14 protein-coding genes are annotated in these 23,679 nt (G+C 70.0%); 7 read left to right on the top strand and 7 right to left on the bottom strand.

The features are described from left to right. Positions 1–103: 103 nt before the first annotated feature. Positions 104–2,059, top strand: a complete 1,956-nt coding sequence (gene speA / locus CBM981_RS09695) for a biosynthetic arginine decarboxylase (RefSeq protein ID WP_087068237.1) — start codon at positions 104–106, stop codon at positions 2,057–2,059. Between the two features lie 35 nt (positions 2,060–2,094). On the opposite strand, the gene CBM981_RS09700 is transcribed toward speA, so the two are convergent. Then, on the bottom strand, positions 2,095–2,460 hold the full coding sequence (locus CBM981_RS09700) for a DUF3307 domain-containing protein (RefSeq protein ID WP_225867333.1): 366 nt from the start codon (positions 2,458–2,460) through the stop codon (positions 2,095–2,097). A gap of 106 nt (positions 2,461–2,566) precedes the next feature. On the opposite strand from CBM981_RS09700, the gene CBM981_RS09705 reads away from it, so the two are divergent. Then, positions 2,567–4,051 (top strand): mechanosensitive ion channel family protein, encoded by a 1,485-nt coding sequence (locus CBM981_RS09705; protein WP_172820865.1) that lies wholly within the window; start codon positions 2,567–2,569, stop codon positions 4,049–4,051. A gap of 9 nt (positions 4,052–4,060) precedes the next feature. On the opposite strand, the gene CBM981_RS09710 is transcribed toward CBM981_RS09705, so the two are convergent. Beyond that, positions 4,061–4,729, bottom strand: coding sequence for an SIMPL domain-containing protein (locus tag CBM981_RS09710; RefSeq protein WP_225867334.1), 669 nt, complete (start codon positions 4,727–4,729; stop codon positions 4,061–4,063). A gap of 201 nt (positions 4,730–4,930) precedes the next feature. On the opposite strand from CBM981_RS09710, the gene CBM981_RS09715 reads away from it, so the two are divergent. Next, positions 4,931–6,865 carry a CHASE2 domain-containing protein gene (locus CBM981_RS09715; protein WP_225867335.1) on the top strand — a complete coding sequence of 645 codons (1,935 nt, stop codon included), beginning with the start codon at positions 4,931–4,933 and terminating at the stop codon, positions 6,863–6,865. Here the strand turns inward: CBM981_RS09715 and CBM981_RS09720 are convergent. Then, a complete protein-coding gene (locus CBM981_RS09720) occupies positions 6,823–7,449 on the bottom strand; it encodes a hypothetical protein (RefSeq protein ID WP_087068241.1) in 627 nt (208 codons plus the stop codon). The genes CBM981_RS09715 and CBM981_RS09720 overlap by 43 nt on opposite strands. 6 nt (positions 7,450–7,455) lie before the next feature. After that, a complete protein-coding gene (locus tag CBM981_RS15895) occupies positions 7,456–8,793 on the bottom strand; it encodes a CHAT domain-containing protein (protein WP_225867336.1) in 1,338 nt (445 codons plus the stop codon). Between the two features lie 501 nt (positions 8,794–9,294). Between CBM981_RS15895 and CBM981_RS15900 the strand changes: the two genes are divergently transcribed. Both CBM981_RS15900 and CBM981_RS09730 read left to right on the top strand, forming a co-directional pair. Continuing rightward, positions 9,295–10,062, top strand: coding sequence for a hypothetical protein (locus tag CBM981_RS15900; protein WP_225867337.1), 768 nt, complete (start codon positions 9,295–9,297; stop codon positions 10,060–10,062). Between the two features lie 1,445 nt (positions 10,063–11,507). After that, entirely contained in the window at positions 11,508–13,202 is a 1,695-nt protein-coding gene (locus tag CBM981_RS09730) for a ShlB/FhaC/HecB family hemolysin secretion/activation protein (protein WP_087068243.1), read from the top strand. 27 nt (positions 13,203–13,229) lie between these two features. Here the strand turns inward: CBM981_RS09730 and CBM981_RS09735 are convergent, their stop codons facing one another. The 3 genes from CBM981_RS09735 to CBM981_RS09745 form a co-directional block, all read right to left on the bottom strand. Next, positions 13,230–14,486: a hypothetical protein gene (locus tag CBM981_RS09735; protein ID WP_157665394.1), complete on the bottom strand. Its 1,257-nt coding sequence runs from the start codon at positions 14,484–14,486 to the stop codon at positions 13,230–13,232. A 64-nt stretch (positions 14,487–14,550) separates the two neighbouring features. Beyond that, positions 14,551–17,247: an alanine--tRNA ligase gene (gene alaS, locus CBM981_RS09740; RefSeq protein ID WP_087068245.1), complete on the bottom strand. Its 2,697-nt coding sequence runs from the start codon at positions 17,245–17,247 to the stop codon at positions 14,551–14,553. Between the two features lie 52 nt (positions 17,248–17,299). Next, positions 17,300–20,002 carry a cyclic nucleotide-binding domain-containing protein gene (locus CBM981_RS09745; RefSeq protein ID WP_172820867.1) on the bottom strand — a complete coding sequence of 901 codons (2,703 nt, stop codon included), beginning with the start codon at positions 20,000–20,002 and terminating at the stop codon, positions 17,300–17,302. Between the two features lie 109 nt (positions 20,003–20,111). Here CBM981_RS09745 and CBM981_RS09750 point away from each other — a divergent pair, with 109 nt between their 5' ends. After that, a complete protein-coding gene (locus tag CBM981_RS09750; protein ID WP_087068247.1) occupies positions 20,112–20,534 on the top strand; it encodes a hypothetical protein in 423 nt (140 codons plus the stop codon). Between the two features lie 40 nt (positions 20,535–20,574). Further along, positions 20,575–23,676: a DEAD/DEAH box helicase gene (locus CBM981_RS09755; protein WP_087068248.1), complete on the top strand. Its 3,102-nt coding sequence runs from the start codon at positions 20,575–20,577 to the stop codon at positions 23,674–23,676. Positions 23,677–23,679: the final 3 nt, after the last annotated feature.

A 23,679-nucleotide genomic window follows, 5' to 3' on the forward strand; every position in this document is an offset into this window, starting at 1 on the left:
GCGGCGGATCCGGGCCATCGTGTGCGCCGGGCCTGCCGCTTGGCAAGCTCACCCCTGGGCCACCTGACTACATTCCTTCACGTTCCAAGCACGGTGCCGGGCCATGGTGCTCACCGCCACCCCCAGCACCTGGAGCGCTGACGACGGCGCCAGCCTCTACGGGCTCGACCGCTGGGGCGACCCCTACTTCTCGGTGAACGGGCGCGGCCATGTGATGGTGCAGCCCCGCGGCGACCGCGGCGGCTCGCTCGATCTGGTGGAGCTGGTGCGGGAGCTGCAGGGGCGCGACCTCTCCCTGCCGCTGCTGATCCGCTTCGACGACATCCTCGAAGACCGGCTCGAACGGCTCCATGCCGCCTTCGAGCGGGCCATCGCCCAGTACGGCTACGCCGGCCGCTACCAGGGGGTATTCCCGGTGAAGTGCAACCAGCAGCGCCACGTGGTGGAGCAGCTGGTGGAGAGCGGCCGGCGCTGGCATTTCGGGCTGGAGGCCGGCAGCAAGGCCGAACTGCTGATCGCCCTCTCGCTGGTGGACGATCCCGAGGCGCTGCTGATCTGCAACGGCTACAAGGACCGGCGCTACATCGAGACGGCGATCCTGGCCCGCCGGCTCGGCCGCCAGCCGGTGGTGGTGATCGAGCAGGCCGATGAGGTGGAGCGGATCATCCGCGCCAGCCGGGAGCTCGGCGCCGCCCCCCTGATCGGTGTGCGGGCCAAGCTCTCCAGCCGCAGCACCGGCCGCTGGGGCAGCTCGGTGGGGGAGCGGGCCAAGTTCGGGCTCTCGGTGCCGGATCTGCTGGCCACGGTGGAGGCCCTGCGCCAGGCGGACCTCCTCCCCGAGCTGCGACTGCTGCACTTCCACATCGGCAGCCAGATCAACGACATCGCCGTGCTCAAGGACGCCCTGCAGGAGGCGGGCCAGATCTACGGGGAGCTCACCCGGCTGGGGGCTCCCATGGGCTATCTGGATGTGGGCGGCGGGCTCGGCATCGACTACGACGGCAGCCGCACCGCCAGCGCGGCGTCCAAGAACTACTCCCTGCAGAACTACGCCAACGACGTGGTGGCCACGGTGCGGGAGTGCTGCGAGCCCCACGGGGTGCCCGTGCCCACCCTGGTGAGCGAGAGCGGCCGGGCGATCGCCAGCCATTTCTCCGTGCTCGTGTTCGATGTGCTCGGCACGGCCCGGCCGCCGGGGGAGGTGCCCGCCGAGCAGGCCGACGAACCACTGATGGTGCGCAACCTGCGCGACACCCTCGCCGCGATCCACGCCACGGCCGCGGCGGCCGGCGAAGCCTCCCCCTGCTGCGATGCCCTGCAGGAGGCCTGGAACGACGCGATCAAGTTCAAGGACGACGCCCTCTCGGCCTTCCGGCTCGGCTACCTCGGCCTGCCGCAACGGGCCGTGGCCGAACAGCTCACCTGGGCCTGCGCCGAGGCCATCGCCGCCCGGCTCGCCCAGCTGCCGGAGGGCACCCCCATCCCAGACCAGCTCCAGGCCCTGCAGGCGGGACTGGCGAGCACGTACTACGCCAATCTCTCGGTGTTCCGCTCCGCCCCGGACACCTGGGCGATCGATCAGCTGTTTCCGGTGCTGCCGATCCAGCGGCTGGATGAGGCGCCCACGGGCCTGGGCAGTTTCGCCGACCTCACCTGCGATTCCGACGGCAAACTGGCCCGCTTCATCGGCCGCGGACAGGAGAAGCCCCTGCTGGAGCTGCATGTGCCCCGGCCCGGTGAGCCCTACTGGGTGGGGCTGTTCCTGGCGGGCGCCTACCAGGAGGTGATGGGCAACCTCCACAACCTGTTCGGCAGCACCAACGCGGTGCACATCCGCCTCGGCCCCGGTGGCAACTACCTCGTGAACCATGTGGTGCGGGGCGACACCAACGCCGAGGTGCTGCAGGTGATGGAGCACGATCCCCGGCAGCTGCTGGAGCGGCTGCGGCTCGCCAGCGAGGAGGCGATCGGCCGCGGCCAGCTGGCGATCAGCGACGCACGGCGCCTGATGGCCCACCTGGAGAGCAGCCTGGGGCAGACCACCTACCTGCAGTCCTGAGGACAGGGCCGCCATGGCCTCCATCCGACGGCCCCTCAGACCAGCAGCGCCACCCAGAGAAGCTTGCAGGCGAGATGCAGGGCCTGGTCGATGCCGATCCGGTAGAGGCGGCGGCACTTGCCCAGGTCGATGCACACGTGCGCAACCCACTCCGCCAAGCCCAGCAGGGGCACACCGGTGAGCACCGCCACCAGAAAACCGTGAATCCCGCCATGGGCGGCCATCCACCAGCCCCAGGGCAGCACACCGCGGGCCTGGGGGCACTTCTCCAGGGCCATCCGATCGCTCTGGAGGGCGAAATCCGCCAGGAAATGCCCCATGGCGAGCAGCAGAGCCAGGTTCAGCCCCCTCGGCACGGCCACTTCGGCCAGCGGAACGCCGATCAGCTCAGAAACAGCCATCAGCGCAGGAACGGCCATGGGGAACAGCGCCGGCAGGCCGGGTAGGGCAGCGTCAGTCCCACTCTGAACCAGTCTGGGCCGCAAAGGCCTGCTCCCGATGCTGCCGATGGCGATGTCCCAACTCGCTCTCAGCCTCGCGCTGGCAGCCGGACTGGTGGTGGGGCGGGCCTGGATGGTGCGCCACAGCCGCCTGGCTCCCCTGCCCCTGCTGCTTCCCCTCACCGCCCTGCTGGTGCATGTGGTGGCCACGCTCACGCCGGCGGCGCAGCTCGGGGCGGTGCCGGCCCGCTGGCTTGCCAGCCTGGACCTGCTGTTCACGGGCTTCGCCCTGATCCGCCTGGGCACCTGGGGATGCCTGCAGCTGCCCGCCGGCCTGGGCTGGTGGCCCCAACCCCCGAAGATCCTGCGCGATCTGGCCATGCTGCTGCTGGCGGCGGCGTTCACGGTGCTGGTGCTTAGGGAGCGGGCCGGGGTGAATCTGGTGGGGCTGCTCACCACCTCCGCGGTGCTCACCGCCGTGGTGGGTCTGGCGGCCCAGGAAACCCTCAAGGACCTCTTCGCGGGCATCAGCCTGCAACTCGATGCCCCCTTCAGCGAGGGCGACTGGATCGAGGTGAACGGCAGCGGCGGCATCGTCCAGACCGTGACTCTGATGAACACCTACCTGAAGACCGCCGACGGCAGCAGGCTGGTGGTGCCCAACGACACCGTGGCCCAGGCGACGGCGCGCTGCTTCACGCCCCATGACCCGGTGGGGAACCGCTTCAGCATCGGCCTGGACTACGCCCTGCCCCCGGGGCAGGCCTGTGCGCTGCTGGAGCAGGTGATGGCCCAGTGCCCCGGTGTGCTCCAGCAGCCACCGCCCCGGGCGTGGGTGGGGGCCTATGCCGACAGTGCCATCACCTACGAGCTGCTGGTGTGGCAGCGGGGCGCGGGCGAGCTGCAGCGCCTGGAGGTGCGCAGCACGGTGCTGCAGCACATCTGGTATGCCCTCAGCCGTGAAGGCCAGAGCATTCCCTACCCGGTGCGGGAGCTGCGCCCGAAGCGCCAGGGCCCCCCGGAGGATGATCCCGCCCTGATCGACGTGGAGGCCCGCGCCCGGCTGCTCTCCGGCAACGCCCTGTTCCAGGAGCTCGGGGCGGACCAGCTGGCCCAGCTGGCCCCCCTCACCCGCTGCCTGCGCTTCGGGCCCGGCGAAGCCGTGGTGCGGGAAGGGGATCCCAGCTCGGCGCTGTTTCAGATCGTGCGCGGCCGGGTCGCGGTGCTGAAGGCCGGGCCCCAGGGCGGGCAGACGGCCCTGGCCAGCCTGGGGGCTGGGGAGGTGTTCGGGGAGATGGGCCTGTGCACCGGTGGCCGCCGCACAGCCACCGTGCGTGCCGAGGAAGACACGGTGCTGCTCGAGGTGGAGCGGGACGACCTGATGCCGCTGGTGGAGGCGGAGCCGGAATTCCTGAACCATCTGGCCCGCCTGGTGAACCGCCGGCGCTGCGAGCTGGAGAAGGTGACGGCCGAGCAGGCCGCGGCCCACGAGCTGGGCCTCCTCCAGCGCATGCAGCAGCTGTTCGGGGCGGTGGGAATGGGGCGGACCTGAGGGACCCGCTCAACGGGCGCAGAACCACGCCTGCAGGCCCAGGCGATCCACCGGCGCCGGCAGTTCCGCCGGATCGAAGGCGGGCGCAGCCTCCGCCGCCATGGCCCTGAGCGTCACCGGCCGGCCTCCGCCCTCCACCTGCACCTGGATCGGGCGCACGTCCTTGAGACCGATCACGCCGGCCAGGTCCCGGGCCTGCTGCAGGGCATCCTGGTAGGCCGCGCGCAACAGCTGCTGGCGGCTGGCCCGGTCCTCCTCGGGCCTGGCCTCCGTGCTCACCGGCGACAGCCGCACTCCCGGCAGACCGCCCACCCGCCGCACCAGGGGCTGCAGCTGCCGCAGCGCCAGCTTGCCGCTGATCTGCAGCGTGGCCACCCACACCGGCGGCCGCCGGCCGCTGCGGCTGCGCTCCCAGGTGTTCGGCGAGCTCACCTCCAGCTCCTCCACCCCCAGGGACTTCAGCTCCTGGCGCACGGCGCCCAGCCGCACCTGGAGGCTCTCCAGGGCCTGGTCAGCGGTGTCAGCCTCAGCTTCCACCCCAAGGGAGAAGCCGAAGCGGCTGGCCTCGCGCCGCAGCTCGGCCGAGCCGCGGGCTTCGAGCAGGGTGCCGTTGCACTGCAGCTGCACCTGGGCCTGGGCCATGGCCGGCCGCGGCGCGGCCTGAAGCAGCAGGACCATGGGGGAAAGCATGGCCGCGGCGCGCCACAGGCTCCTGGACCGCTGAGAAACGGACGTCACGGCTGGCTGAGCGGAGGTGCATGCAGCTTGCTCCCGGCCGGCCTGGCCGGGCAAGTCGTCCAGGTGAGCTGCCCTGCAGGCTCTCCAAATCGCATCAGAATCAGCAGCGCCCGCCATCAGAGCCTCAGACCAGGGCATCCCTTGAACCCTGAAGCCAGCCACCCCCCGCCGCGGGATGCCTGCGATCGCCCGTCCAAGGCCGGACGTCTGCTCCTGCGAATCGGTCCGTCCCTGGGGGCAGCGGTGGTGCTGGCCGGGATCGAGCTGTCCGGCATCGCCCAAAGGCTCGACCTGGCGTTCTATGACCTGATCACCAACATGCGCCCGGCGCCATCGGCGCGGGATCTGCCGATCACGATCATCGGGATCGGGGAGGACGACATCCGCCGTCATGGCTGGCCGCTCGATGACGGACTGCTCTGCCGGGCTCTTGACCGGCTGAGTGAGGCCGGCGCAAGCGCCATCGGCTTCGACATCTACCGCGATCAAGGGGTGGGGCCGGACCAGGCCTGCCTGCGGCAGCGCTTCGCCCGCAATCCGCGCTTGGTCTCGGTGTTCAATGTGGCCAACGGCATCCCGGCCATTCCAGGCACGCCACCGGCTCGGAGGGGGTACAACGATCTTCCCCTCGACCCGGACGGCACGTTGCGGCGTGACCTGGTGCACGTGACGGCCCAGGATGAAGCCACAGTGGCCCTGCCGCTGCGGCTGGTGGAGGTGGCCCAGGGCAACCAGCAGCTGCGCGACAGGATCGAGGCTGGCCGCCTCGACGCTGCGTGGCTGCAGGCCGACTCAGGGGGCTATCACCGTGAGGCTGACGCGGGTCTCGGGCTGCAGCAGATGCTGATCTTCAGGGAGCCGGGCAGCTTCCACACCGCGTCCCTCTCGCTCCTGCTGGCCGGAGGCGTACCGCCGAGCGCGATCAACGGAAGGATCGTGATCCTCGGCAGCACCGCCCCGTCGCTCAAGGATCTGTTCATGGTGCCGATGAGCCACTTCCGCGGCGGCGCCGTGCCGCTCACCTTGCCGGGGGCTGAGGTGCATGCGCTGCGGGTCGCCGCTCTGATGGACCTGCAGCGGGGCGAGCGGTGGACGGGGTGGCTGATGCCGGGTTGGGGCAATCTGCTGCTCACCCTGTTGGCGGCCGGTGGCGGACTCGCGCTGGGGGAACGCATTGGCAGCCTGCGCCGGAGTGTGTTCGTCACCGCTGGCATGGCGGCACTCCTGGGCGGCAGCCTGGCGGTGCTGCTGCTGCAGCACATCTGGATCGGCACCAGCATGCCGCTGCTGGCCCTGCTGATGCTCGCCGCAGCTGCCTGGTTGCGGCGGGGCGCTGCCAGCCAGCTGCATTCCCGGCAGATTCAACGACTGCTCGGGCAGGCCACATCCCCAGCGGTGGCCCAGCTGCTCTGGGACAAGCGCGACCAGCTGCTGCGGGAGGGAATCTTCGAGGGGCGACAGCTGCCTGCCACGGTGCTGTTCACCGACCTGGCCAATTTCAGCACCGTTTCCCAGCACCTCACACCGGCTGAGCTCACGGCTTGGATCAACCGCTGTCTGTCGGTCTGCATCCCTGCCGTGATCCAGCATGACGGCATGGTGAACAAGTTCACCGGAGACGGGATGATGGCGGTGTTCGGGGTGCCGGTGGGCAAGGATCCGGCCAGCGATGCGCGGGGCGCGGTGCAGGCATCCCTCGCCATCCGTCAGGGCCTCGACGAACTCAATGCCCGCCAGAGCCGGGAAGGACAGCCGGGCTACCGGCTGCGCATCGGTATTCACTCCGGTGAGGTGCTGGCCGGATCGGTCGGCAGCAGCGAACGGCTGGAATACGGGGTGATGGGCGACACCGTGAACTGCGGCTCAAGGCTGGAGAGCCTCGAGAAGCATCGCCATCAGGGTGTCACCAGGATCCTGATTTCCTCGGTGACCCGCAATCTGCTGGATGACGAGCTCGTGTCCGGGCTGGACTGGCTGGCGTGGGGCTCCCGGCAAGTCAAAGGTCGCGACGAACCCCTGGAGATCTTCGAGCTTCAGGAAGGACAGCGCACGGGCAGCAGCTCGGGCCAGTCCTGACCAAGCAGATCGCCGAGCTCAAAAGTGCTGATCAGCTCTGCGCGGCTGACCATGCCCCCGCAGCGCCCGCGCAACTGCTGAAGGCGTAGCTGGAAGCGAGCGTCATCCGGGGTTGTGTCCTGCACCAGAAGGCTGAGGGCCGGCGGCGACGACGTCGAGACCACCTGCAGCGGATCCCCCGAGGCACCAGCGGTGAGGCCGTCGTCACAGCGGTAGCTCGATTCCCACAGCGTGGCGTCGGGGAAACCCGGCCCCTGCACCAGCACCAGGGCCGCCCCGCCCGATAGCAGCAACCGTTCGGTGGCGGGGGCCGTACCGGTCTGGGGGCGAAAGCGCAGCACCAGAGGACGCGGCTGGCTGGACGGACCCTCCAGCAGGCCGAGCAGGGAGGGATCGCCCGGGGCGAAGACGCTGGATCGCGGTACGAGGTGCACGAGCATCCGTGCGCTGCACTCCCCACGGGTTCCCCCGCCCACCAGCCGGCCGGGGAAGGTCGCCCGTGGATTGGCGGACACCTGGATCTGGCTGGCCAGTGCCACGGTGATCGTGCAGCAGAGAGCGAGGGGGCGCCAGGGTTGGTTCATGGCGTTTCACCAGGGAGTGCCGAGCAGGGTGATGCCGGCCCAGAAGTAAGGATGGCCCAGACCCGAGCGGACGCGCTGCTGCTCCGCGGTGGTGAGATCGATCAGGAGGGGCATGCCGTCAGGAGCCACCACCCGGTTGCCGTCCAGGCGGATCCTGCCCGCGATCAGATCCCGGCGGGTGGCCTGCAGAGCGTCGGCTTTCGGGAACCCTTCATCGAGGTAGCGGTAGAGCTGCAGGAAAAACGCGGAAGTAGCGACATCATCCACATACCAGAGCGTGCCGATGGCGCTCCTGGAGCCTGCCTGCAGGGCGAGGCCCGCAAAGCCGAGTTCGCTCTCCGCGTCGCCCACGGCGGTGCGACAGGCACTGAGGCTGAACAGCTCCAGGGGATCTCCCTCGCGCTGATCCCGCATGCGGGCGAATTCAGCCAGGGAGATCGCACCGGCTCCGGTGTGGACCCTGGCCCGCCGCGGCCCCCCGGGCAGGAACTCCGCATGGGTGGCCAGATGCACCCGGTCGTAGCGCGGATCGGCAGCCTGCTCCAGCAGCACCATCGGCGTGAAGCGTTGGTTGAGGAAGGCGTCGGCAGACCGCTGAGCCGCCAGACCATCGATCTCCTGAAGCACCAGGGGCAGCGGGGCAAGACCTTCAAAGCTGGAGGCCCCGGCCGCCAGAAGCCGGGAGAGCCCGTCTTTGGGGGGGGTGAGACAGGTGAGCCGCAGGGAGGGTGTGAGGGTCAGGGCGTAGCGCTCCCCGAGGAACTGGCTGCCGTCGTGGAGTGCGGCGAAGGGCACCGCCTGCAGGCCACGGTCCGTGGCGATCAGGAGGCTGGTCACACCCAGCTCCGCCAGTTCCGCCTCGACTGGGGCGATCAGCGCAGCATGGAGCTGACGCGCTGGGGTCTGGGGATCTGAGGGGTCGATGAAGGCACGCCCCGCGTTCTGCTGGTAGAAGCTCCCCAGGAGCTGGCGGAAGCGATCCAGGGAGAGCTGAACCCGGCGGGGCGTCGGCTCGCCCTCGGCGGTGACCAGGGTGAGGTCGAGGAATGCCCGTTGCGGCTGGGAGGGATCGGCAGACGCGGTGCGGTCTTCGGTGAAGGTGAGGCTGAGGATGCCCGGCTGGTAGTGCTTGAAGCGTCCGCCCGCCTGGGTGCGAATCGCCTGCCTGGCAGCTGAGAGCCGGCTTTGCAGGTCCTTGGTGGCCAGGCTCTGGGGTGGACAGGCTGGCCGCTCGAGATCCGGCAGGAGCGCATTGAGATCCTCGAGTCGCCTGTCTTCCACCTGCGTGAGCAGGGCCAGGGAGGGATCCGCGCCGAGGCTCTCGGTCCCGAGGATCAGCGGCACCCCAGCGGCGTCCGCGTCTTCGCCCAGTGGGAGTCGCAGCGCGAGAGCGTTGGCTTGAAGGTTGTCTAACAATTCAAACGGGCCGGCAAACGGGCCGGCACCGCCAGGAGTCGGCTCATTCGAGACCGCTGCAGGCTCGGACGACCAGGGGGGAATGACGGCCTGGGTGAACTCACGCAGCAGGGTGAACGGGACCCCCGGACCAGGCTCTGGAGTCGGCCCGGGGACCGGCGGTGGGGTGGGATCTGGAGATGGCGACGGGCCTGGCGTCGGGCCTGGGGCCGGACCCGGGCCAGCATCGGGCCCTGGGTTTGGAGTTGGCGTTGGGGTCGGGGTTGGCGTTGGGGTCGGGTTCGGGTTCGGGTTCGGGGTCGGGGTCGGGGTCGGGATCGGAGTTGGGGTTGTGTTGGGGTTGGGGGTTGGGGTTGGAGCGGGCGGCTGCGGGGGTTCCGGGGTGGGGGCCAGGCCGTTGAAGGCAAACTGGATCGAACCTCGCTGGAGTTGGCCAAGGATTCCGTCTTCCAGTCCAGCCCTGGCATTGAGGATGTCGATGTCGACGCCTGCAAGCTGGGCCGAGTCGGCATTGACCAGCACGAACGGATTGGTCCCGGCCGGAGGGGGATTCAGGGGATCAGCCAGACGGATCTGGAAGAGGGGACCCTGCCCCAGAAATGTGGCCGTGGAAGTGGCACCGAAAACGATCTGATCCGAAACTCCAAGGCCATTGATCGAACCAAGATCAAACTCCAGAACAGCGCCATCCTGAACCTGCCAGTTCAGGTCTGTGAATGTGAGGCTGCCAATGGAGCGAACCCCGCCAGCACTACCGGGAGAGATGACGCTTCCAGCCTGCTGATCCAGCACCCCCATCGTGGAACCGTCGAAGGAACCTTGGATCGTTCCACTGCCGGAGAGGCGAGAACCTTGCTGCAGCAGGACTTGAGATGCCTGGCAGCGGCCTTCGAAGCAATTGTAGAAATCCAGCTCAGCCCCCTGGGATACCTCAATGGAGCCGGCGCTGAGATGCTGAGGGCCATTGAGAGCCAACCGACCCTGTTCCACGAGCAGGGATCCCTGGTTAATGACCCTTCCATTCAGATTGATCTGTCCAGGCGTCTGAGTGGTGACAAAAGCTCCTGGGGACACCTGAATGGATGCAGGGGATGTGATCGCGCTGAAATCGGAACCACGCAGTTCTATCGTGTCAGCCAGAACAACATCGCCAGCCGCAAAAACCTCAAAATCTCCCTGTGCTGCATGGAGCCCTGACACAGCGAAGGGGACGCCGAAAAAGCCTGGATTGTCAACGCTTCCTATCACCAGGGGAGTGGCGGAATCAGACGAGATATTGATCGAGCCCTGGAGAGATTCGGAAGCAATTTTACCCGCAGAAAAGATCTGCAGATCTTGATCGCCAAAGCTGCTCGCAAGCACCTCTCCTGCGCCAGCCTGAATGGCGCCGGGAGAGTTGTCACACACCAGACAGCCTGGCGCCGTTGTTGCAATCGTTCCTGCGGAACTCCGCAGGGACACCCGCCCCCCTCCGGAATTCAGACTTTCCTGCGGATCAGGGCTTCCGGATCCGGACAACAGAAAGATATCCCCATTGGCCAGAACACTGACATCCCCTCCATTGGTGTCTAGCCGACCCTGAAGCAGAAAGAAACTGTCGGTTTTTGCCAGGAAATCCGCCCCTCTGGTGAACACATCACCGGAAACCGAAATACTGCCAGACTGCGAGTCCAGCAGTACAGTTTCAGGCAACAAGCCTGGATCTACGGAAAGCAGGTTGCCAAAGATTGAGATGTCGCCATTGAAGCCCCCGGGATTTGTCAAGAAGCCCTGGGGGGCACCAGTGAGCTGAGCGACCTGGCCAGCCGTTGTCTGGCCATCAAAAGCCAGGCCGCCCGGGAACCTCAGAGTGGTGGCCGTACTCAGCTGGAGGTTGAGCACATTGCTGAACGAACCGTTGCCGCTGACGGAGATGCCTCCCGGAGATAGCCAGAAGAGGCTCGCCGCATTCTGGAGTTCCACAGGAATGTTGATAAAGGTGCCATTGGCTCCTGTTACCGACACAAAAACGGAACCGAATGCGCCGTTCAGAAACCTTACGCCAGCAAGCGATGTGCTTGCTCGCGTATCAAAATCAGAAAATCGATGGAACAGATGATTGGCACCGGCAGCCGTGCCCCCCGTGACCGTGCAGACGCCGCTCGTGCAGCTGCCGGTGCCGTTGTTGACGAGCGTTCCCAGGGATGAAGGGGATGAATCGGGCGTAATCTGAGCCAGGGTGGGTGGTGCGGCCCATATCCCGGCCACCAGGACAGGCCCGAGAATCTTCAACCGAGGGGCCAGGCTGACAGGCCAACGGTGAGGCCTTGCCTTGATCCATGACCAGCATTCAGTGAGACGCAGAGCACACGTCAGCATCTGAAACTCCCTGGCGCAACCCGAGGGCTGCTATCACGCTGAACAAACTATAGGTTGATTCTGGCTGAAGTTCATGGGCCAGTCCATGGAGACAGACAGGTATCCACAACCGGTAACACCACAGCGACCAGCCACATCTCAGATCAGCGGTATCACGCTTGCGGGGGCTGCCACTGTGAGCTCTTCATCCAAGGCCAGTTCACGAAGCAGGCCAGCTCTGGCTTGCATGTCTGTTGAACCATCCCATCATCTTCGCGGGATTGCTTCCAGTCTCGGGTATGTCAATGCTGCTGCTCGCACAGCTGGTGGCACCTCCGCTGCAACAGGGTCCTGTGCGGCTGCCGGAGAACCGGCCATCCCTGGAACGGCGGGCTCCTGCCCGTGGGGCTGAGCAGCCCCCCCTGGAGGTGATGCCGGACGACAACGCAAAACCACCTCTGGACGGGGAACCGGCGCCGGAAGCCCCGGTCCCGGCCGTGCCCAGCGGTGGTCTGCCAGCCATCGAGGGACTCACCCTCTACGACAACGACAGACTGCGCGACATCCTTGCGGACTGCAGCCAGATCAGTGCTCCAGCCGAGCGGCTGAATGCCTGCGCCGCCGCACTCACCGCCCAGTTCGTGGCCGATGGCTACGTGAACAGCCGTGTGTTCGTGGAGCTCACCCCCGCCCCGGGTCGCCTTCTGGTGGTGGAGGGCCGCCTGGTGGAACTGCGGGTGAACGGCAACGACGACCGGCTGAACCGCCGCGTCGCCCGCCTGATGCGATCCCTGCAGGGCACGCTGCTCCACCTGCCGAGCCTCGAGCGCCAGCTGCAGTTGCTGCGCCGGGTTCCTGGAGTGAAACAGGTGCGGGGCAACCTCTCCCGACTCGGCAGCGACCCCACCCAGGCCACCCTCACCATCACGCTCGAAGGCGGCGCGCCCGCCTGGCAAGGCGACCTTTCCCTCCGCAACGACGGCAACAACGGTTCCGGTGATGCTCGCGCCGTCGCCAGCTTCCTCAAGCCCGGCGCGTTGGTGGCTGGCGACGTGCTGCTGCTCTACGGGGAGCTCAACAGTGACGACGAGCCAGAGCTGGGGGCAGCGATCACCTCACTCACCTACACCCTGCCCCTCGGTGACGCCTTCAATCTCACCACGGCCTTCGGTGCGAGCCGCCGGGACCTGATCGAGCTGGACCCACCCGCCGATGGTCTCTCGACCACGCAGCTCCAGGGTCTCGGCCAGCTCGAGTGGGTGTTCTCCGAGAGCCTCACCCAGCGTTGGAACGCCTTCCTGGGGATCAGCGGCAGCTCCAGCCGCACCCGCCTCGATGGCGCGTCGTTGCCCTCCACAGTGCCGGAGATCATCCGCAAGCCGCGCAGCGGCTATCTGCGGCTGGGCGTCGGTGGCAGTGGCCAGGGCGTGGGGGTGGGCTGGGGTGGCTCGGCCTACCTGCTGGCCGGGCTCTCAGGCATGAGCCCCGCCGAACAGCGCCGTGAGTGGCGGGAGGCCGGCATCGACCCCTCCCAGGCCACGGCCATCGGCGGCCTGATCTCGGCTGGGTGGGCCTTCGCACCTGGCTGGCAGCTCAACGGCCGTCTGGCGGGCCAGTGGGCCTTCAACCCCCTTCTGCCCTCCATGCAGTTCAGCCTGGGGTCGGATGTGGGCCTGCGCGGTCTGCCCGCCCAGCTGATCAGCGGCGACAGCGGCTGGCTGGCCGTCACCGAGGCGTCCTGGACCTTCTGGCAGAACCGCAGCCACGCCCTGCAGCTGGTGCCCTTCATCGGTGCCGGCGGCGTGCGCAGCGAGCTGAGCGACTTCAACTTCAGCGACACCCTCGGCTCCGGCGGGCTGCTGCTGCGTTGGCTGGCCGGCGACAACTGGGCCTTCGAGCTGGGTTGGGCCCACCAGTTCTCCACAGGGACCCTCGAGGGTCCCTGGAATGACTGGGTGCTCGACGATGGCCTCTACGCCAAGGCGCAGTTCCGGTTCTGATTGGCCTGCCGGCTCAGCCCCCCTGAATCAGAACAGCCCCTTGAACAGGTTGAAGGTGCCGCCGCCCCCAGCCGGGGCGCGTTCCTCCTGCCGGGCCGGCATCTCGAGAGGCATCCCTTCCATCAGGGGCTGGATCAGCAGGGACTGGCGCTCCACCTGCACCTGCCAGCCCGGCGAGACCCCTGGCTCCTGCAGACGCTGGGGCACGGCGGGAGCCACGAACGTGAGCACGCCGGCCTGCATGGCCTGCATCGCCTGGGCACTCACGGCGCAGCTGGTCTGGGAGAGCGGCAACAGGGCCGGGGCCCCGGCCTGGCTCTTGCCCTTCTCCTGGCCAGCGGCACCGGAGCTGGGTTGCAGGCCACCGGAGAGCGTGCTCAGCCCAACGAAGGGGGTGTCGCCCCACGGACGGCTGCTGGAGGTCCAGATCACCAGATCGCCCTCCTGGCGTCCGGCGCCGGCCACCAGGGCCAGGTACCCCTCGGCGCCGGCCACCGGCTGCCAGCGCAGCAGGGAGGCCCCGCCGGCCGCAGTGATCGCCAGCTCCACCGGCGCCAGGAAATCGTGGCGGCTGTCCAGGGAGAAATTGAGCGTGGGGGTGGTGCCGCCACTCACCGTGTGGGCACCCACGAGGGAGGCACCGGCCGGCACGGCTCCGCTGCCCCTGGTTTCCGCGTTGGGCCAGCGGCCCAGCACGGTCGCCCCGGAGCGCAGCCCATCCGCCTGGGCGCGCAGGCCGCCCATCGACGCCAGGCGGCGGGCCAGGGCCTGCTGGTCGGGGAGCAGGCGCTCCAGGCTGACCACCTGGGGCTGCTGGCCATCGGCCTGGTCAGCGCAGCCGTGGAAGAGCAGCAGACGCCCCTGCGGGCGCTCGGGCGGACTCCCGGGCGTGGGGTTGCCCGGCTCGGCAGCGGCCGCCAAGGGGGGCACGAGCGGCAGCACCGGCCCCAGGCGCAGGCCCTCGGGAACGCGGTGCTCGGCCCGCAGAGCGCCTGGAGCCGGGCCGGGCGCCTCGAGGCTGAGCTCCAGGGTGCGGGCCGAGGAGGGAGGCGCGCCGCCCATCAGCAGGCGCATCATGCCGCCGGCCGAAAGATCGCCAGCCGCCAGCGCCCCCAGGCCGGAGAGGGTGGTGGCCTGGATGGTGTAGGTCACGGGGGGCTCGGCTGCCGCCGCAGCCGGAGGCGAGGCAGCGGAGAGGAGGGGAGGCGCGACCAGGAGCAGGGTGACCGCCAGGGAACGGCAGTGCCCTGACGGCCACCAGCGATGGGGTGCGGGAGCCGGCATGCCGAGGGAGCTGCAGCCCTGCAGACTAAGGGCCTCAGGGAGGGCTTTCAGGGGCGTGTGCGCCTCAGCCGAGGGCCGCCCGCAGGGTCAGCCTGGCCTGCTCCAGAGCCCCGTCCAGGGCTGCCCCATCCCGGCCGCCGGCCTGGGCCAGGTTGGGCCGGCCGCCACCGCCGCCGCCGCAGGCCTTCGCCACCCCGCCGATGAACCTGCCGGCCTGCTGCCCCTGGGCGATCACCGCCTGGCCGAAGGCCGCCACCAGGATCACCTTGCCCAGGTCGGCAGGATCCGGCAGGCCTCCCAGCACCACGGCGGCGGCATCGCCCAGCTGGTCCACCAGCCCCTGGGCGGCGTTCTGCAGGGCCGCCCCCTCCACGCCGTCGAGGCGGGCCACCAGCAGCTGGAAGCCGTTCCCCACGGCCTCGGCCTGGGCCACCAGGGCCGCCGAGCGGGCCAGGGCCAGCTCCTGGCGAGCCGCCGCCAGGGCCTTCTGGGTCGCCTTGAGATCGTCCTGCAGGGCCGCCACCCGCTCCACGATCTCGCCCGGCTGGGCCTTGAAGCGATCCCCCAGGGCCTTCACCACGGCGTCGCGCTCCTGCAGATAGCTCAACACCGCCGGGCCCGCCACCGCCTCGATCCGGCGGATGCCGGCGGCCACGCCGCTCTCGGCCACGATCTTGAACACGCCGATCTCGGCGGTGTTGGCCACGTGGGTGCCGCCGCACAGCTCCATCGACACGCCCGGCACATCCACCACCCGCACCACCTCGGCGTACTTCTCGCCGAACATCGCCACAGCCCCGGCGGCCCTGGCCTGCTCGATCGCCATCTCCTCCACCACCAGGCCGTGGCCCTCGCTGATCCAGCCGTTGATCAGGGCCTCGATCCGCTCCAGCTCCGCCGCCGTCACGGCGCGGGGGCAGTGGAAGTCGAAGCGGAGGCGATCGAAGTCCACCAGGGAACCCGCCTGGCCGATGCCCGGGTCCACCACCTGCTTGAGGGCCGCCTGCAGCAGGTGGGTGGCGGTGTGGTTCGCCTGGGCCCGGCGGCGGCAGGCCCCGTCCACCCGGGCCGTGACCAGATCCCCCACGGCGAGGCTGCCCCGCTCCACCCGGCCGCTGTGCACGAACACGCTGCGGTTGCGGCTCACCGCCTCGATGCTCACGATCACACCGGCATTCACGGCGGTCTGGTCGCCGCCGCCGAGCAGCACGCCCCGGTCGCCCACCTGGCCGCCGCCTTCGCCGTAGAAGGGGGTGCTCTCCAGCACGATCTGCACCGCATCCCCGGCCGAGGCGCGCTCGGCCGGCGCGCCGTTCACCACCAGGGCCAGCACGCAGCTGGGGTGCTCGAGGGCCTCGTAGCCGCGGAAGCTGGTGGCCTCCAGGGACCCGGCCACCTGGTCGATGGCGCCCTGCAGGGTGAGGTCGATGCTCACCGCCGCGGCCTTGGCCCGCTGGCGCTGGGCCTCCATCGCCGCCTCGAAGCCCTCGAGATCCACCGTGAGGCCATGCTCCTCGGCGATCTCCTGGGTGAGCTCCAGCGGGAAGCCGTAGGTGTCGTAGAGCTCGAAGGCCTGCGCGCCGCTGATCTGCGCCGGCCTGGTGGCCAGCACGTCGGCCAGCAGCTTCTCGCCCCGCTCCAGGGTTTCGAGGAAGCGCTCCTCCTCCCGCGCCAGCTCCGCCAGGATCACGGCGCGGCGCTCCTCCAGCTGGGGATAGGCCTCCCGCATCAGGGCGATCGCGGCCTCCCCCATCGCCTTCAGGAAGGGCTGAGTGATGCCCAGCAGCCGGCCGTGGCGCACCACGCGCCGCAGCAGCCGCCGCAGGATGTAGCCCCGGCCCAGGTTGCTGGCGCTCACACCGTCGCCGATCAGCTGGGTGATGGCGCGGCTGTGGTCGCCGATCACCTTGAGGCTGGTGCTGCCCTTCGCGTCAAGCGCCCCGTACTCCACCCCGGCCAGGCCGGCGGCGGTTTCGATCAGGGGGTAGATCAGATCGGTTTCGTAGTTGTTGGCCGCCCCCTGCAGGATCTGGGCCATGCGCTCGAGGCCCATGCCGGTGTCGATGTTGCGGCTGGCCAGCGGCGTGAGGGTGCCCTCCGCGTCGCGGTTGTACTGCATGAACACCAGGTTGTAGAACTCGATGAAGCGGCTGTCGTCCTCCAGGTCGATGCCGTCGTCGCCGAGTTCGGGCTTGAAGTCGTAGTAGATCTCCGAGCAGGGGCCGCAGGGGCCGGTGGGACCGGAGGCCCAGAAGTTGTCGGCCTCATCCATGCGGATGATCCGCCTGGGGTTCACCCCCACCCCATCGCGCCAGATCGCCTCGGCTTCATCGTCTTCGCGGAAAACGCTCACCACCAGGTTCTTCGGGCTGAGGCCGAACACCTCGGTGGAGAGCTCCCAGGCCCACTGGATCGCCTGCTCCTTGAAGTAATCCCCAAAGGAGAAGTTCCCCAGCATCTCGAAGAACGTGTGGTGCCGTGCCGTGCGGCCCACGTTCTCGATGTCGTTGGTGCGGATGCACTTCTGGGAGCTGGTGGCCCGCGGCGCCGGCCGTTCCGCCTGGCCCAGGAACACCGGCTTGAACGGCAGCATGCCGGCGATGGTGAGCAGCACCGTGGGGTCGTCGGGCACCAGGGAGGCACTCGGCATCCGCCGGTGGCCGCGCTGCTCGTAGAAGTTGAGGAAGGCGGCACGGATCTCGGCGCCGCTGCGGGGCCGGGCGAGCTGGGATCGACCGGTGGGGGGGGTGGCGGCGGCCATGGCTCAGGTCAACTACCCGGGAAAGGGAATGATCGCTCAGCGACCTTCGGGCTCACGGAGCTCCGGAGGGGCCAGGCGCCGCGTCCGACTGCTGGCCCTGCAATCCCTCGATCCGCCGGGTCTGCTGGCGCAGCAGGCTGCGGGCGAAGCCCGAGGACTGGTGCAGCAGCTGCTCGAAGGCCGCGGCATCGAACACCAGCGCCCGCACCGGCTCCAGGGCCATGGCGGCCGAACCCCTGGAGCGGCCGCTCAGCAGGGCCATCTCCCCGAGGGTTTCGCCGGCTGACACCCGCGCCTGCCAGTCGACGCCGCTGACCAGGGCCGAGCCCTCCAGCAGGATCGCCATCCAGGCCGCTTCCGCGCCGACCTGCAGGATCGGTGCTCCAGCCGGCCAGGAACGCAGCTCCCCCCAGGCCGCCACATTGAACAGCGCCGAGGGCGACAGCTCCGCCAGCAGGGGCACCTGCAGCAGCAGCTCCAGGAGGGGGGCCTCGGCCAGGGGCCGCCCATCCAGGAGGCCCTGGAGATGGGGCGTGACCGGCAGGCCGGTGCGGGGGGTGCGGCGCAGTCGTGCCGCCCGGGCCGGATCCCGCTGATCGAGCAGCCACAGCACCCACACCGCGTTCTCCGGATCGGGGTCGTGCCACAGGTCCTCGATCGCCTGCAGGGGATCCGGCAGGGGCTCAAGCTCCTGGGCTGGCTGCGGATCCGGATGGGGCAGCAGGGTGAGGTCGCGGCGCAGCACCTCACCCACCACCCCGGGGGGGAGCAGGGACTGCAGGGCAGTGAAGCGCTGCAGCAGCGGATCACCGCTGCGGAACTCGGCCAGCAGGGGCAGCAGGGGCAGCAGGCAGCCCACGATGCGCAGGTCGCTCACCGGCAGCAGGGGCCGGAGCAGGCCGTCGTGCGTCGCGGCGGCAGCCAGCGCGGCGCGGCGGGACAGTTCCCCCTGCAGGGCCTCCATCCCGTTCTCCAGCTGGCGACGGGCGAAGGCCGAGCGGGGACCGAAGCGCAGCAGCAGCTCCTGCCAGGCCCCGTCGTCGAGACCGGAGTCCTGGCGGATCATCTCCAGCCGCCGGGCCTGGGAGGTGTCGAGCAGGTCGGGCCTCAGGTCATGCTGCCCGGCCAGCTGCAGCAGGTCGTGGATCGCCTCCGCTGCTGCGTCCTCCCGCAGGCTGCGGCTGGCCCTCTGACGGCCATCGAGCTCGAGCAGATCCGCGTCCTGGAGCTCCAGTTCGCGGATGGCCGCGTGGTGGTCGGCCTCCTCGAGCCCCAGGGCGAGGCGCAGCTCCTCGAGCTGCACCGCGCTGGTGGCCCGCTCCAGCCGGCCGCTGCGGAACAGATCGGCCAGCACGTCGCGGTAGAGGGCCTGGCTGTTGGCGGCGAGCTGGGCCGGCAGCGCCTTGGCCAGGGTGAACACCTCGCCGGGCGTGAGCTCCTCGAGCGTGCGCCCATCGAGATGGGCCTCCAGGCCGGGGAAGCGCTTCCTGAGCTGGGAGCGGAGGCTGGCGCTGGTGCTCTCGCGGCGGTAGACCTCCGCATCGCGGGGCCAGCCGCGGTAGAGCCAGATGGCGCTGGCGATCAGCACCAGCGAGCGGATCAGCTGCCCCACCTTGCCCTCCACCGCCCCGAGGCTGGGATCGGCGAACCAGAAGAACAGGTTCACCGCCAGGAAGGTGGCCAGAAGCCGGGTGCGGGAGCGGGCCATGGCCTGGGCACGCTCCTTGCTGTGGTCCCGCGCCAGCCTGCCCAGCAGCGCCGTCTCCAGGCCACCGAAGAGCGCCACACTGCCGGCACCGGCGGCGCTCAGCAGGGCGGGAACCGCCAGCAGGCGCGGCACACCCCAGCTGGCATCGGCCCGGGGCCAGAGCTCCAGGGCCCGGCCGGGCAGGCCGGCATCGAAGGCCCACAGGCCGCTGCGCAGCATCTCGATGGCCTCGGGCCCCTGGTGACGGGTGAGCAGGAAGAAGGCCAGCACCAGCCCCGGGTAGGACAGCCAGGCCCAGCGCAGGCCGCGCCTGCCCTCGAATCCGGCCCAGTAGGTGCGTTCGGAATCGATGTCGATGCAGGGCGACTGGCAGGCCACGCAGGCTGAGCGCACCTGGCCGTCATCGCCGAGCGTGCGGCACATCGACTGGGTGATGCGGCTGGCATCGAGGTGGGCGGCGCTGGCCAGGGGTCCGCGCGGACCGGTGACCACCTGCTGGACCGCTCCCATCGGGCAGACGTACTGACACCAGGCCTTGCCGGCATAGGCCCAGCCGACCACGACCGCCGCCACCACCGTGAGCAGCAGCAGCAGGCCCAGCCCCAGCGGACTGCTGTTCACCGCCAGCAGCCGCAGGCTCAGACCCGCGATCAGCAGACTCCACTGCAGGGCCAGGTGGTGCCGGCCCAGCCAGGAGTCGCTCTCCACCTTGGCCAGCTGGAGCCTGCCGTTCCTGCCCGGTACCCGGCGCTGCCGGTCCAGGGCCCGGAACAGCTGGGAGACGAACGCCAGCGGACAGATGCGGCGCCAGAGCTCATGGCTGCCGGCCGCCAGGATCAGCAGACCGCTGGGCACCACCACGCCCCAGAACAGCTGGTTGCCGCCGTGGCCGTGGCAGTCCAGGCCGTCGGTGCAGAGCGGCGGCCGCAGGGCCCAGCCCCCCAGCGGCGGAATCAGCAGCGAGGCGATCAGGGCGAGCCAGCCCAGCAGCAGCAGCCAGCGCACGGCGTGGGCCTGACGTTCGGGCCACCTTGCGAAGATCCGCATGGCGCAGAGCGCGGCAGTGCCCGTCACGCTAAAGATGCCGCGCGACTCTGCCTCGGGACACCGCACGGCATGATCCCCCGCAGCAGTCCGGCCCGGCCGGCATGTCCGCGTGAGCCAGCTCGCCCCTCCGCCGTCCCGCCAGCAGCTGCGCCTGCGCTCGATCGCCTGGTCGCTGGGGGCCGGCATCGCCGCCCTGCTGCTGGGCCTGCCGCTCGGTCTGGAGGCCGGCCTGCGGGCCGGCGGCTGCGGCGTGCTCTACGGCCTGCTGGCCTTCCACCTGCAGCGGGTCGACCCCGACGACAGCCATCTGCAGGCCGGCCTGGTGGGCGCCGTCTGCGGCATCCACAGCCTCGCCCTGCCCCCCCTGGCCCCCTGGCCGCTGCCGGCGCCTCTGCCCGCCGCGCTGGTGGCGGTTGCGCCAACTGTGATGATGGGCCTCGTTCGGGCATGGCTGCCGCTGATCGGCGCGGCCCTGCTGCTGCACGGAGGCCAGGTCCTGGTCCGGCGTCTGCGGCCGGAGAACGGGTCCTAGCCGTTCCTCCCCGATCGTCCGCCGCGGTCCTGCCCGCCCCATGAGCCTGCTGCACGCCACCTGGCTGTTTCCACCGGAAGGGGCGGGAGGACGGCTGTTCCTGTGGGCCGACACCTGGCGGGTGGCCGCCCCCACCAGCCCGGGGCGGGACGCCCCGGAGCACCCCCTGGCCCTCGACGAGGACACCCTGGCCGAATGGCTGGATGACAACGGGCTCTGGGCCGAGGCCCTCCGCCCCGCCCGCGCCACCCTCACCCTGCCCAGCCGGCAGCAGGCGGTCCGCGGCCGCAGAAGCTCGGGCGGCAGCTGGAGCGGTCTGCCGCTGCAGGCGGGTGAACCGATCCCGAAGCAGCTGGAGTGGTGGCCCTGGCAGGTGACGGGCTGGGCCCTCGACCCCGCCAGTGCCGCCGAATGGCTCAGCCTGCTGCCCCTGGCCGGCGACCACCCGGAGATCGGCGATGACGTGCGCTGGTGGACCCACCTGCAGCGCTGGTCGCTCAGCCTGATCGCCCGCGGCCGCTGGCTGCCCCAGATCGAGGAGGACAAGGCCCGCTGGCTGCCCCTGCTCAACCGGGAGGACGACCGGCGCCGCCTCGAGGAGCTCGCCACCGGCCTGCCCCAGGTGGCCACCTGTGCCCTGGCGGCGGGGCTGCAGGGGGATCCGGCCCTGGCCTGCCGCCGGCCGGGCAGCGGCCGGCTGCGGGTGGCCAGCCTGGTGGGGGCCCTGCTCGATGGCCAGCTGCGGCAGGACTTCCGTCCCGACACCACCGGCCTGGATCCCCTGCTCGCGGCCTGGCAGAAGGCCCTCGGCAAGGGAGATGGCTCGCTGCCCCTCGATGAGGAGGAGCTGGAACGGCTCACCATCGCCACCCACCACTGGCGCGAGGGCGTGGCGGGCCGGGTGGCTCCGGCCCGCGCCTGCCTGGAGCTGTTCACTCCGGCGGAAGGGGACGAGCTGTGGGAGGTGAAGCTGAGCCTGCAGGCCGAGGCCGATCCCAGCCTGCGGGTGCCGGCCGCCGTGGCCTGGGCCGCCGGTGACCAGGGGCTGCAGCTGGGGGAGGTGGCCGTGCCCCAGCCGAGCGAGCTGCTGCTGGAAGGCCTGGGCCGGGCCCTCACGGTGTTCGATCCGATCCTGCGGGGGCTCGACTCCGCCACGCCGGAGACCATGCAGCTCACCCCGGCGGAAGCCTTCGTGCTGGTGCGCACCGCCGCCGCCCAGCTGCGGGATGTCGGGGTGGGCGTGGTGCTGCCCGCCAGCCTGGCCGGTGGCCTGGCCAGCCGGCTGGGCCTTGCGATCACGGCCGAACTGCCGGCCAACTCCCGGGGCTTCACCCTCGGCGAGGGCCTCGACTGGAGCTGGGAGTTCATGATCGGCGGGGTCACCCTCACCCTGCGGGACCTCGAGAAACTCGCCGCCAAGCGCAGTCCGCTGGTGCAGCACAAGGGGGCCTGGATCGAGCTGCGGCCCAACGACCAGCGCAATGCCGAACGCTTCTGCGCCGCCGACCCGGGCCTGAGCCTCGACGACGCCCTGCGGCTCACCGCCACCGAGGGCGACACGTTCCACCGGCTGCCGGTGCACGCCTTCACGGCCGGCCCGCGGCTGCAGGCGGTGCTGGAGCAGTACCACCAGCAGAAGCCCCCCGACCCCCTGCCGGCACCGCCGGGCTTCGCCGGCCAGCTGCGGCCCTACCAGGAGCGCGGCCTGGGCTGGCTGGCCTTCCTGCACCGCTTCGACCAGGGGGCCTGCCTGGCCGACGACATGGGCCTGGGCAAGACGATCCAGCTGCTGGCCTTCCTGCAGCACCTCAAGGCCGAGGGGGAACTGAAGCGGCCGGTGCTGCTGGTGGCCCCCACCTCGGTGCTCACCAACTGGAAGCGGGAGGCGGCCGCCTTCACGCCGGAGCTCGGCGTGCGGGAGCACTACGGCCCGCGGCGGCCCAGCAGCGAGGCCGCCCTGAAGAAGGCCCTCAAGGGGGTGGACCTGGTGCTCACCAGCTACGGCCTGCTGCAGCGCGACAGCGAACTGCTGGAGGCGATCGACTGGCAGGGCGTGGTGATCGACGAGGCCCAGGCGATCAAGAATCCCAGCGCCAAGCAGTCGATGGCGGCCCGCGACCTGGGGCGGCCGGGCAAGGGCAGCCGTTTTCGCATCGCCCTCACCGGCACCCCGGTGGAGAACCGGGTGAGCGAGCTCTGGGCCCTGATGGATTTCCTCAACCCCCGGGTGCTGGGCGACGAGGGCTTCTTCCACCAGCGCTACCGGCTGCCGATCGAGCGCTACGGCGACATGGCCTCCCTGCGGGATCTGAAGGCCCGCGTGGGCCCCTTCCTGCTGCGGCGGCTCAAGACCGACAAATCGATCATCTCCGACCTGCCCGAGAAGGTGGAGCTGAGCGAGTGGGTGACCCTCTCGCCGGAGCAGAAGAAGCTCTACAGCCGCACGGTGGACGACAGCCTTGAGGCCATCGCCCGCTCCCCCCTCGGTCAGAAGCACGGCCAGGTGCTGGCCCTGCTCACCAAGCTCAAGCAGATCTGCAACCACCCCGCCCTGGCCCTGGGCGAGGGGGCCGAGGCGGCCTCCAGCGCCGGGCCCGCCAGCTTCGCCGCCCGCAGCGCCAAGGTGCAGCGGCTGGAGGAGATCCTCGAGGAGGTGATCGAGGCCGGCGACCGGGCCCTGCTGTTCACCCAGTTCGCCGAGTGGGGCCTGCTGCTCCAGGCCCATCTGCAGAAGCGCTGGCGCCAGGAGGTGCCCTTTCTCTACGGCAGCACCAGCAAGACGGAGCGCCAGGCGATGGTGGACCGCTTCCAGGAGGATCCCCGCGGGCCCCAGCTGTTCCTGCTCTCGCTCAAGGCGGGCGGGGTGGGGCTCAACCTCACCCGCGCCAGCCACGTGTTCCACATCGACCGCTGGTGGAACCCCGCCGTGGAGAACCAGGCCACCGACCGCGCCTACCGCATCGGCCAGCAGAAGCGGGTGATGGTGCACAAGTTCATCACCAGCGGCTCGGTGGAGGAGAAGGTGGACCGGATGATCCGGGAGAAGTCGAAGCTGGCCGAGGAGATCGTGGGCTCCGGCGAAGACTGGCTGGGGGGCCTCGATGTGGGGCAGCTCAAGGACCTGGTGGCCCTCGAGGAGTAGGGA

It is taken from the genome of Cyanobium sp. NIES-981 (assembly GCF_900088535.1).
GTDB lineage: Bacteria > Cyanobacteriota > Cyanobacteriia > PCC-6307 > Cyanobiaceae > NIES-981.